The sequence below is a fragment of the Eubacterium sp. An3 genome (assembly GCF_002159465.1).
Taxonomy (GTDB): domain Bacteria; phylum Bacillota; class Clostridia; order Lachnospirales; family Lachnospiraceae; genus Anaerobutyricum; species Anaerobutyricum stercoris.
In genome coordinates this window covers 19438-30752 of sequence record NZ_NFIR01000033.1, presented here as the reverse complement: position 1 = coordinate 30752, position 11315 = coordinate 19438, and the positions used below count along the sequence as shown (strand labels likewise).

Here is an 11315-nt window from a genome sequence, read left to right as displayed (position 1 = left end):
TATATCTTCTAACCCGTGTCGTCTTATCTTCCTGCTCAAGCAAGAGTTTATCTAACATATGTTCGGTGAACTCTTGCTTTCTTTTAATTCCATAAAAATCGGAATTTCCTATCAATCAAGAAAGCGGAGCCGGAGCTCCGCTTTTTCTTCTAAATATTATGTAAAAATAACGCATAATACTGTTTTCCGAAAACGATAAGCAAGGCAAAAATAAGAAAAATAAAGAAGATTTTTCCTATAAGAACTATTTTCCAATACACAGGATATTTTCCTAAAATACCTCGGATATACCATGTCCCCATTTTTGTTCCTTTCCTCCGGTTGCATCTCCGGCAACTGGGAACGAGGTTCCGAACATCATTTACATTGGCGATTCCCTCTTCTTTTAACATCTGTCTGGCAAATCCCCCTTTTTTTGCTCTTGCCACAGGAACCAGATGGTCTACTTCCATGTCTTTTTTCGTCAGTTTTCGGTTACAATACCGGCACCGCATCGGGCCGCTATAGTTTTGGATGAACGCTTGCCGGTAGTTACTGTTCCTGTCCCACGAGGATTCATACCATCGCTGGCGCCGCAGCCAATTCCGACGTAAAAAATGCTGTACATCTTTTTTATCTTCCTCCGGGACTTTCCCTTTCCAGTATATTCCATAAGGACCTGATACAGCGTAAAACGTACAGGAAGGGAACTTATTGACCAGAGAAGATAGGACGTATTCAGGTATCTTCTTCTTCCCCGTATAAATCTCCACTATCCAAATCATCGGAGAGTCCCCTTTCCTTCTTCCTTTTTTTCTCCATTTCCAGCTCTAAAGCAAACCGGGCGTGGTACAGCTTGGCATGAGGCTTTTGTTTCGTGATCTCAAAAATAACGTCTGCCATATTGATATCCAACTGTATGGCAGGTGACAAGAGACGGTGCGCTGACATAAACCGCCGCCCTTCTGGTGATAAAGCAAACTGATACATCTCTTCTAAGTTTTTGATCTTTTTGTAATTATAAAAAAGATACCGTGTGCAGACACAATAGCGATAAAAACCTTCTGTTCCGATAAAATAATCTCGTGGGAATTGCTTGTGCTGGAATAAAACGATCTCATATTGATGCTCAATAAGCTGTCTTGGTGAGATCTTGATCAGTTTTGGATATAACCGGGATAAAATATAGGTAGGTTCCTCCCCCTGCATCTCGATAGGGTAGTGGATGTAAGTGATTATCTTTTCTAATTTCATTTTTCTGATCATGTAAAAGTCAAATTTTTTCATGGCTTCTTCTGGCGTCCATGCCAATACTTGCTCGATCGCATAGCGGATGATCTGCAATGCGATCAATTCATTTCCGCCTCCAGGTTCCTGGTTATAAAAAGTGGTGATCCGTTTTTTATTTCCGATCAACATATCATCGTAATCATGTAATTCCAATTTTGTCACATCCTTTTTCTGTTTTTCATGTAAAGCAATTGTTTACTGCCTTTAATATGAAGAAATCAGTACTGTTATATTTTTTTTCATTTCCATCATAATAATGGCGCAAGGGAAAATAGATATTTTTCCGTTTCTTCTATCATAGACAGAAAGGAGGCGAAAAATGAGCAGGACATTGATCGGGACATACCACAAAACATTGGCGCGGGATGAGGCAACAGGATATACTTACTTCCTTTTTTGCCCAATAAAGGAAAGATTCCCACAAGCAGAGGATGGGCTGGTCACTTGTTATGGGAAGATCTTGTATATGAACCCAAACACACCATTATCCTTGAAAGGGATATTCAACGGAAATATTTTCACTTTTTCCGATTTCTCTATCTATGGGGATATGGATACTCTGCTTCACTATTTTATAGGGAATGATATTCCTGCGTCGGAAATGAAGATATTAATGAAAGTATCAGACGGAGATCTTTTTTCCTTTTGCTGTAAAGTCCATGCCGAGCGGACGCTTTCGCATGCTTTATCCTCTTTCCCGAACGGGGACAGGCACGCAAAAAATCTGGTACAGGGGATACAAAGTGTACTTGAAAACAAAGAATTGTTTTCAGTGTTTCAAAAATTAGAGATTCCTTATCCTATTTTTGAAAAAATGACAAAAGCATCCATCCCTTTACGACGTTTACAAAAAAACCCTTTTTTGATCTCTTATGGGATGCCTGTATACGAAGCAGAGAAATTAATGGCTTACTTCCACGATACACTCTCGCCTTATGATACTGCCAGAGTGCAAGGATATATCATGGATGCCCTCATCACTTTTAAGGAAAATGGGGATACCTGCTGTTCTTTCCATATGTTATGCGAATATGTCCGCAAAAAAATAGCACAATCCATGTATCCCAATGATGTTTTATCGCCAGCGATTTTATTCACAGAGTTGAAACGGATGGAAACTCAATGTATCTGTGTACCGATGAATGACGAGATTTATATTTATATAAAAAAAATCTGGGAAGAAGAGAATACGATCATCCAACATGCAGAAAGGATAGAGGCGTCAAAGGCAGTATTAATCACGGATATTGATGTCGCATCGATTGAAAGGAAAAATGGGTTCCCGTATAACAACGGGCAGCGGGCGGCCTTCCAATTATTGAAAAGCAGTGGAATAAAGTTTTTGATCGGCCCGCCCGGAAGCGGAAAAACAGCGATCATCAAAGGGTTGGAGGTCGCTTTCAAGAAAAAATTTCCGGATGAACCTATTGTTTTCCTTGCAACTACTGGCGCTGCTTCCCAAGTGATGAAACGCTCCACTGGGGAAAATGCAGAGACTGTGCATAAATGTTTAGGGATCCGTCCTATGGGGCAACGCACTTTTACTGCAAAAGATATCAATAATCCGATCAATGCCCGCTTTATTATAGTAGACGAGGTGTCCATGCTGGATATGGAGACCTGTGCCGCGCTGCTGCCGGCAGTACAAAGCGGGGCTTTACTCTTATTAGTCGGGGATGCTGACCAACTTCAGAGTGTATCTTATGGGAATATCCTTTTTGATTTTATCCATTCTGGCATGTTTGAAGTATATCGGTTAACAGAAGTCATGCGGCAGTCTGGCACGATCTATACTAATGCAAAGAAGATCCGTGATGACGAGGAAAACTTAACTTTGGCTTCTGATTTCCAGATCTTCCGTTTTCATCAGCCGGAAGACGCTGTTAATAAGCTGTTATCCCAATTGGATATTCAAAGGTCACTGGTATTAAGCCCCGTAAAAGACGGGCTTATGGGTGTCCATCATTTAAACGCATTGATCCAACCGAAAACAGGTACTCCGCTGTTTCGGTATGGGCATACATCCTATTATCAGGGAGATCGGATCATCATGACGGAGACTGACTACCAAAAAGGATATTTTAATGGGGATATCGGGGAAATCGTAGGAAAAGAAGGAGGGAATGTTTATATCCGTTTTCCTTATGAAACTATCCTTGTCACTCGGGATGATTTTGGGAAAATGTCATTAGCCTACGCGATCACCGTCCATAAGTCGCAGGGCAGCGAAAAAGAAGAAGTACATATCATGCTCCCCAACACACCGACCAATATGCTGACCCGCCGTTTATTATACACAGCGGTCACGAGAGCAAAGAAAAAAGTAGTCATTTATTATATTGATAATGCTTTGTCTTTCTCCGTCCATAATACTGCCGAGCGACCCCGCATCACAAATACCGCCGGTTTGCTCCGCACTCGTTTTCGGACCGAAAATATTGCAGGGAAGAATTGATTTCATTTTTGACCTGCTAAACTAAAAGCACAATAATTTTTTTAGGAGGATGTTATCATGAAAAACACAGTAAACAATTTAATGGAAACACTTTGCACATACGAACCAAAAAATATACCTGTCACATCCCTGTATATTTCCCCATTAAACAGCGGGTTCGGTATCAACGAGATCGACGAATTATGCAATTCATTAAAAATGTATGGGTTGAACCAGCCGCTCGTTGTTGCCGGTCCGGACGATGAGGGACGGTATGAGATCTTATCTGGCGCACGCAGATTTACTTCTATTTTAAAAATCCGGGAATCCGATCCGGATTATATGCAGTCCGTCCCATGCAACATTGCTCTGCCTGCCTCTGCCGGCGATACGATCAAACAGTTGGTCGTGGAGGATGCCAACCTGCAGCAGCGGCATGATGTGGATTCCAATTTCCACAGGAAGAAGATGATCCGTCTCTTTAAGCGGTACGCAGAAGAAACAATGGGGGAAGACAGCAGTAAAACAGAAATACGGCGAGCCATCATCCAGAGAGCAACCGAATATTTCCAGAACTCCGAGCGGTATTCCAGCATGTTTTTGAATATCTTCGGAGAAGATGGAAATGAGGATGTAGAAGAGCTTTTGGACGGAAAGCAGATTTCCGTGACACAGGCAGATAAATTGATCCACATGCCGGAAGAAGACCGGAACACGATTGTGGAAGAGATCAAAAGTGGACGGAAGGCAAAAGATGTTTTTGAACCTTATATCACGAAAAAAACTCCAAAAGAAGCAATCACTTCTGAAGATAAAGAGAAACCGAATTATGAAGGGGAACAGAGCGCAGAAGAGACTGGCACAGGATCTTTCACGGAACCGCCTGCTCCGCAGTCTGATGATATGAGCCAAAAAGATCTGATAAATCTCGTTGCAGGGGATCTGGATCGTGAGTCAGGATACGACTTCGAGGAAAGCTATGGTGCTCCTGCGATGACTGGCACTTCTGTTTCTATGGAAGATGCCATTGAGTATCTGGAAGGTCTTTTAGAAGAGCCGTATCTGGAAGGCTCCGATGCAGAACGTCTCTTAGAAGTGTGCCAGCAGATCGTTGATAGATTTGCGTAAACTATCACAAAATTCATATATAACTTATAATCAGGTAGAAACCACGCCCCTTTACGGGGCGCTTTTGCTACAATAGCGATATTCTATCCCTGGTTGATAAAAGGCAATTCCCCTCGGTAATTGAGTTACCGAGCCCCCTTGCCTATGAATCGTGGGAAGAAAGGAGGTTTTCTTTGGAAAAAATCAGTGATATTAATGACATGCTCTGGAGGGGATTCTTCCATTATATGTGTCATGTTTGTGACAATGTTCCTATTTTACTCCTGGTCTTTGGGGCGTTTAGCGCACTGATCGTGATGATCCCCATATTGTTTTTCCACAAAAAGTATATCATGACCAGAACATTTTTTGTGATAGAGGGAATCGGTGCATTCAGCGTCCATGGTATGCTGATGCACCTTCCGCTTTTGCATACACGGATCCATACAGCATTAGCGACTGCATCCAGTATCGTTATGAGTTCCCAAACGTATTTATCTGCTTTTCAGGATAAATCAGGGATACAAGTGAAGAATGCTTCAGATATCGTGTACTATCTTTGGTACATGGATCCGCATGATATGGAAGCTTTCACCGTGTTAAACCCCTCCTTACTTTATGAAAAGGTGTATAAGGCATTTATCGAAGAACGGTATCTCTTTGGAGAATATATCAATACTGATTGGCTGGATCAAAAAAGTCTGGTATATCTCCTGATCGCTGCGGCAGGGATCCTCTTGACAAGATCCTTCATGAACCTTTATGAGGTCTCCCGCTCTTTTCTCTTGTTCCAGATACTCGTATTCCTTCTTGCTGTTCTTTTATCAAAACATGGGACGCTCCTTTTTCTTACTTTTTTCACATTTTCCTTTTACTGCTACACCCGGTTCCTTTTCTTTCTGGCAGACAGGAAAACAGAAAAAAGCAAAAAATTCAAACAGTATAACAAAACATATTAACATCAGAAAACCGCTGGATGCGGTTTTCTTTTTTTTTGCCAGAAAGGAGGTTTTAATGTATGGCAAATGAACAGCGGCAGATTGAGTTTGCCTTAAAAACGACAGAGCAGGTGTCAACGATGATCGCCAATACTGGTACGTTAGCCGAAAGCCTTGTCAAAGCTATCATGGATTGCATCGATGGCAGCCGAACGGCTAAGATGTTCCGCAACGAACCATTATCTGCGTTTTATGTGGACTCTGCAGAGAAGAAAGCGATGATCGCGCGTTTCCTGCGGAAACAGGATATCCCGTTCCTTACGACAAAGACACAAAGCGGCAGGGATGCCATCCTTGTCCGGGCAGGAGACCAGGAAGCACTCTTTAACATCAACCATGCGATCAATCAGGCAAAAGAAGCAGGATGGATCTCAAAAGACGCGGTGATGATCCGTGGAGAAGGACATATCAAGTCTTATGAAGACTTGGATTATGCACAGGCCGTCCTTTTTTTGCGGAAAGCGGAGGAGAGTGGTTTGGGTATCCATGTCCGTGAAGCGGCACAGGGAAAGTACGATGTGTTTTTTGCGGAAAAGGACGCTCCGGAGATGGTCCGGATCTCGTCTTCTGTTGCCTATGATCTCAGTGGGAAAGGTGGGGATATCCTTCGGCGGCAGATGCAATATCAGGAAGAAAATTCTTGCCGTATCGCAGAAAAAGCGGCATGGACGGAACCTGACACAAAAGGTATTCCATTTTATATCGTTGCCCGTAATGGAGATATCGCAAAACGGGACGCTGCCACCTTTACCTATGAACTGAATGGGGAACATAGACAACGGTATTGCCTTCAGGCAGTGAAAAACGAAAAACAGATCAACACGATCACAGCTTTGATGGATCGCCCGGTGGATCTGACACCGGAACAGTTCGCTGCATATGCAAAACTGGGAGAAAAAGAACGCGCAGCTTATCTGGATAAGATCGATAAAGAACATGGCTGCCCTGATATCACAGCAGGAGAACAGGATATCCTCCGCCAAAAAGAAGAAAGTCGTTCTTTGATCGAAGAGAAGCTGCTGCAGGCAAACCCGGAACAGGTTTATGCGGCACAGATCCTCACCAACGATGATGTATCTGTGGAGTCTTTCATCGATTCAGCCAGGGATAACTATGAAATGCAGCATGACATGTCCCAGCTTGGGCTTACAGACCCTGTTTTATTGGATGATGCCAGAGCTATGCAAAATGGATTCATCATCGAAGAGGATCCTTTTACCGGCGATACGTTTTATGTTCCGGAAGAGCAGGACGAAGATCTGTCCCTTGATTTCGACAGGGAATTTGAACGCGCCCTTGCGGCAGACATCGCTGATGATGAACGGTATATGGACGCCCACGATATCAACGGAAATGAGTTTGTGGACGACCTTGAGATTCCTACACCAGAATAGGAGGTGGTACCTGTGACAGTTTCTTCAGAATCTGAAAAAAAACAAAGTACAAAGATCATAAATATTTATATGGGAGTTATTTCTGGTATCATTCTCGGGTACTTTTTTGGGTACGCTGGATCCTTAATGGATGAAGCAGGCATGAATCTGCTTTCCAGCATCCAGGCAATCCAGGATAGCATTATGGAAGGAAATCTTTTATATCATGTCACTGGAGGGGCTCTTATGGGATTTTTCCTTGCTGCCCTTACAGCTGTCTTGATCACTGTGTTTTTACAGCTCTCTTCTGAGCAAAATTATTCATTCAGAAAGGATGCAGTGAGCGGTACTGGCGGGTTCATGACAACAAAACAGTTAAAAGAATATAAGCAGTTATATATGTCCAAACCAGGTACTTATAAAGATCCTTTGACCAAACAGGTGGATAAGGATGCATCAGGCGATATGATCTTATCCCAAAACTTTCATCGATCCATGAATGATGTAAAGACATGGAAGAATAACAATATCTTTGTCATCGGTGGTGCCGGAACCGGTAAAAGCCGCTTCTTCATCAAACCGAACATTCTCCAGTTAAATGCATCTTATGTGATCACTGATCCTTCAGGAGAAATGGTCACATCCATGGGGCATGTATTGAAAAACCATGGGTATGTGATCAAGATCTTCAATATTTCGGATATGCGCCATTCCAACCAATACAACCCATTGCATTATATCCGTGATGAAGCGGGCGTCCTCATGCTGATCGATTGTTTGATCTCTAATACAGAAGGAGAGGGCGCCAGCTCTGGGGATAACAAATTCTTCGTCGACGCAGAGCGTCTTTTGTATGCTGCCTGTATCTTTTATTTAAGGGATGAAGCCCGTACGGAACGGAACATGAATTTTGCAACTGTCTTTGACATGATCAATGAATCCAACGTGGACGAGTCCAATGCTGCTTCCGTGGAATCGGAACTGGATAAAAAATTTGGTGCGATCAAAAATAAAAAAGATTCATTGGCATACAAATATTATTCTGCCTTTAAGCAGGCAGCCGGACGTACATTAAAGGCAATCATCATTTCCTGTGTTGTCCGGTTACAATATTTCCAGATTCCACAAGTAAAAAAACTGACGAACCGGGATGATATGGAATTGGAAAAAATGGGAGACAGAAAAACCGCTTTATTCATCATCACACCACAGGCAGACAGCACATACGCTTTCTTATCCGCGATGCTGTATTCTCAGCTGTTTGAGACATTGTACCATATTGGAGAAAACCGGCAGCGGGAAAATGGCAGCCCAAGGTTTACTTATCCGATCCGCTGCTTAATGGACGAATTTGCCAACACCGGAAAGGTACCTGAATTTCCACGTAAAATTTCCACAATGCGAAAATATAATATTTCTGTATCCATTATCTTACAGGATAAATCGCAATTAGAATACATGTACAAAGATGAGTGGAGTGCGACTTGTTCCGCTACAAGTCTGAAAAGATGAAAAAGCGGCAGGGGTAACACCCTGAACTGATTGGCTAAGGAGTGGAATGAAAGGGGTAACGCCCTGAAACGCTCCCCCTGATACTCCGACATGCACAGCAGTGTGTATGAAGCTCGGTGAAGTCGGCTGAGAGTGGCCGTAACGGGGAAACCCGACGAAAACTGCCCAGAGGTGGGCGGTGCCGCCTATAGGCCGGGGGTCTATAAGATGCCCAAGGTGAGAATGTCCAAAAGGACTGACGAACCTGCGAATGTACGGGTCTAAACGTCTATGTCATAGAAATGTGACACGGTTTCAGGAAAACAGCCAGTGTGGATGAGTAAGAATTCCATTTATGAAAATCCACGTTGTGCGAAGGCTACACAAGCTGGCGGGCACTTCAGAGAAATTGTAACTGGCAGGCTCATAGCAGGCACCTAAAGGTGTACATGCACAGATAGGCCAATCGGAACAAGGAAAGGTATCGGATCCCTCATTTGGGATAGCCTGACGAAACATATAAGCAGGCGAACCGATACTGAAAAGTAGAGGTCGGACTGTTGATAGCCCCTGTAATGGGGGAAGAAAGGAATGGCCTCAAGTCATTCAGTGAGCAACGTCATCTTCGAGTCCTAATGATAAGGATTTCGGGTATGACAAAAAGAGTCATCCCCCGTAAGGGAGGTGATGCCTTATGGCAAAGCAAAGCAAAAAGAAAACAAGAAGTATAGACAGCCTAAGACATGCGGAATATTACGAGATGCAGGAAATCTTCGATGATCTATATGCCAAGAGCAGGAATGGTGAAACGTTCACCAATCTGATAGGACTGATCTTATCAAGAGAGAACATCTTGTTAGCCTACCGAAACATCAAGTCCAATACTGGGAGCAAAACCCCGGGAACGGACGGCATGACAATCACGGACATCGGCAAACTGACACCGGAGGAAGTGGTAGAAAAAGTCCGCTATATTGTCACAGGCAGTAAGCATGGCTACCGGCCTAAGCCGGTGCGCCGCAAAGAAATCCCAAAGCCTAATGGCAAAACCAGGCCGCTTGGCATCCCATGTATATGGGACCGCCTTGTGCAGCAATGCATCCTACAGGTCATGGAGCCAGTTTGTGAAGCAAGGTTCAGTGAGAATAGCCACGGCTTCCGCCCAAACCGGAGCGCGGAACACGCAATTGCGGCAACCTATCGTCTGCTGCAACAATCTCACCTGGACTGGGTGGTGGAGTTCGACATCGAAGGATTTTTCGACAACGTGAACCACCCGAAGCTAATCCGGCAGCTATGGGCGATGGGAATCCATGACAAACATCTCATATATGTTGTCAGGCAAATCCTGAAGGCACCCATAAAAATGCCAAACGGGAAAATAGCCTATCCAGAACAGGGCACTCCACAAGGTGGAATCCTTTCCCCTTTGCTTGCGAACGTGGTACTCAATGAACTGGATCAATGGGTTGACAGCCAATGGCAGAAAAACCCGGTAACACAGAAATATAGCCACAAACCTAACAAAAGCGGAGCCCCAAATTATAATGCCGGATATATCGCTATGCGTAAGACCGAGCTAAAAGAGATGTACATTGTCAGATACGCGGACGATTTTCGTATTTTCTGTAGAACGAAAGACGAAGCCATAAAAGCTCACATCGCGGTAACGCTCTGGCTGTCAGAGCGGCTGAAACTGAAAGTATCCGCAGAGAAAACAAGAATCGTTAACGTAAAGTCCAAACCGATGGAGTTTTTGGGGTTTAAAATCCGGCTTCGGAAGAAAGGGCAAAAATATGTCGTGAGGTCACATATGGGCGACAAAGCCTTTGATAAGGTAACAAAGAAGCTTGTGAGTCAGGCTAAGAACATCGCCAATCCAAGAGGGCGGCAGACAGTGGCGGACGAAATCCGTTCCTATAATGCCATAGTAGTTGGGGAACAGAACTATTATCGGATTGCCACTGAAATCAGCCAGGACTGTGGAAAAATTAGTCACAGGGTAATGACAGTCTTAATGAATCGGCTAAAAGAGAAAAAGAAAGGTCGGCTCAAGAGGAATGGTCGGGCGCTTACAGGCACTGAAAGGAAACGATATGGTGAATCGGCAATGCTCCGTTATGAAGCACATAGCCAAGAACCAATCTATCCAGTCGGATACATCCAATTCAAGAAACCAATAGCTAAAAAGAGAAACATCTGCTCCTACACAAAAGAAGGCCGAAAGGGATTGCATGACAATATGCAGATAAACCCAGGACTTCTCCTTAAAATCATGCGGACGCCATCGTATGGGCGAAGCACAGAATATATGGATAACCGCGTATCTTTATTTTCGGCACAAGCTGGAAAATGCGCGGTCACGGGGATAAACTTCCAGACAACCGAAGAAGTCCACTGCCACCACAAAACACCAAAGGATGATGGCGGCACAGACAAATACGATAATCTGGTATTGGTTCTCGAGGATATCCATCGGCTCATCTATGCGTCAAAAGCCGATACCATAAACAGATATTTGGAGCAATACAATCTTAATAAGAAACAATTAGAAAAATTAAATGAGTACCGCCTAAAAGCGGGGACAAAACCTTTACCTATCACGACAACGTAACTATTAATCAATAACAACAGCTTTGCATT

8 protein-coding genes are annotated in these 11315 nt (G+C 43.6%); 6 read left to right on the top strand and 2 right to left on the bottom strand.

What is annotated here, in order from left to right; genetic code table 11:
• Positions 1–463 precede the first annotated feature (463 nt).
• Both B5F87_RS21500 and B5F87_RS17600 read right to left on the bottom strand, forming a co-directional pair.
• On the bottom strand, positions 464–607 hold the full coding sequence (locus B5F87_RS21500; protein ID WP_242964568.1) for a hypothetical protein: 144 nt from the start codon (positions 605–607) through the stop codon (positions 464–466).
• 110 nt (positions 608–717) lie between these two features.
• On the bottom strand, positions 718–1422 hold the full coding sequence (locus B5F87_RS17600) for a hypothetical protein (protein ID WP_087283407.1): 705 nt from the start codon (positions 1420–1422) through the stop codon (positions 718–720).
• 751 nt (positions 1423–2173) lie between these two features.
• On the opposite strand from B5F87_RS17600, the gene B5F87_RS17595 reads away from it, so the two are divergent.
• From B5F87_RS17595 to ltrA, 6 genes are all read left to right on the top strand, one after another.
• Positions 2174–3724: an AAA family ATPase gene (locus B5F87_RS17595; protein WP_158097089.1), complete on the top strand. Its 1551-nt coding sequence runs from the start codon at positions 2174–2176 to the stop codon at positions 3722–3724.
• A 57-nt stretch (positions 3725–3781) separates the two neighbouring features.
• Complete coding sequence (locus B5F87_RS17590; RefSeq protein ID WP_087283403.1) at positions 3782–4831, top strand: ParB N-terminal domain-containing protein; 1050 nt, start codon at positions 3782–3784, stop codon at positions 4829–4831.
• Between the two features lie 173 nt (positions 4832–5004).
• Positions 5005–5769 carry a hypothetical protein gene (locus B5F87_RS17585; protein ID WP_087283401.1) on the top strand — a complete coding sequence of 255 codons (765 nt, stop codon included), beginning with the start codon at positions 5005–5007 and terminating at the stop codon, positions 5767–5769.
• Between the two features lie 59 nt (positions 5770–5828).
• Positions 5829–7202, top strand: coding sequence for a hypothetical protein (locus B5F87_RS17580; protein WP_087283399.1), 1374 nt, complete (start codon positions 5829–5831; stop codon positions 7200–7202).
• A gap of 12 nt (positions 7203–7214) precedes the next feature.
• Positions 7215–8693: a type IV secretory system conjugative DNA transfer family protein gene (locus tag B5F87_RS17575; protein WP_087283397.1), complete on the top strand. Its 1479-nt coding sequence runs from the start codon at positions 7215–7217 to the stop codon at positions 8691–8693.
• Positions 8694–9366: 673 nt separating this feature from the next.
• Positions 9367–11286: a group II intron reverse transcriptase/maturase gene (gene ltrA, locus B5F87_RS17570; protein WP_087283395.1), complete on the top strand. Its 1920-nt coding sequence runs from the start codon at positions 9367–9369 to the stop codon at positions 11284–11286.
• Positions 11287–11315 lie beyond the last annotated feature (29 nt).

What these genes read in the sequence shown, in the direction of transcription:
- B5F87_RS21500 (WP_242964568.1), bottom strand. Translation starts at nt 607, where the DNA reads ATGTACAGCATTTTTTACGTCGGAATTGGCTGCGGCGCCAGCGATGGT.
- B5F87_RS17595 (WP_158097089.1), top strand. Translation starts at nt 2,174, where the DNA reads ATGGCTTACTTCCACGATACACTCTCGCCTTATGATACTGCCAGAGTG.
- B5F87_RS17590 (WP_087283403.1), top strand. Translation starts at nt 3,782, where the DNA reads ATGAAAAACACAGTAAACAATTTAATGGAAACACTTTGCACATACGAA.
- B5F87_RS17580 (WP_087283399.1), top strand. Translation starts at nt 5,829, where the DNA reads ATGGCAAATGAACAGCGGCAGATTGAGTTTGCCTTAAAAACGACAGAG.
- ltrA (WP_087283395.1), top strand. Translation starts at nt 9,367, where the DNA reads ATGGCAAAGCAAAGCAAAAAGAAAACAAGAAGTATAGACAGCCTAAGA.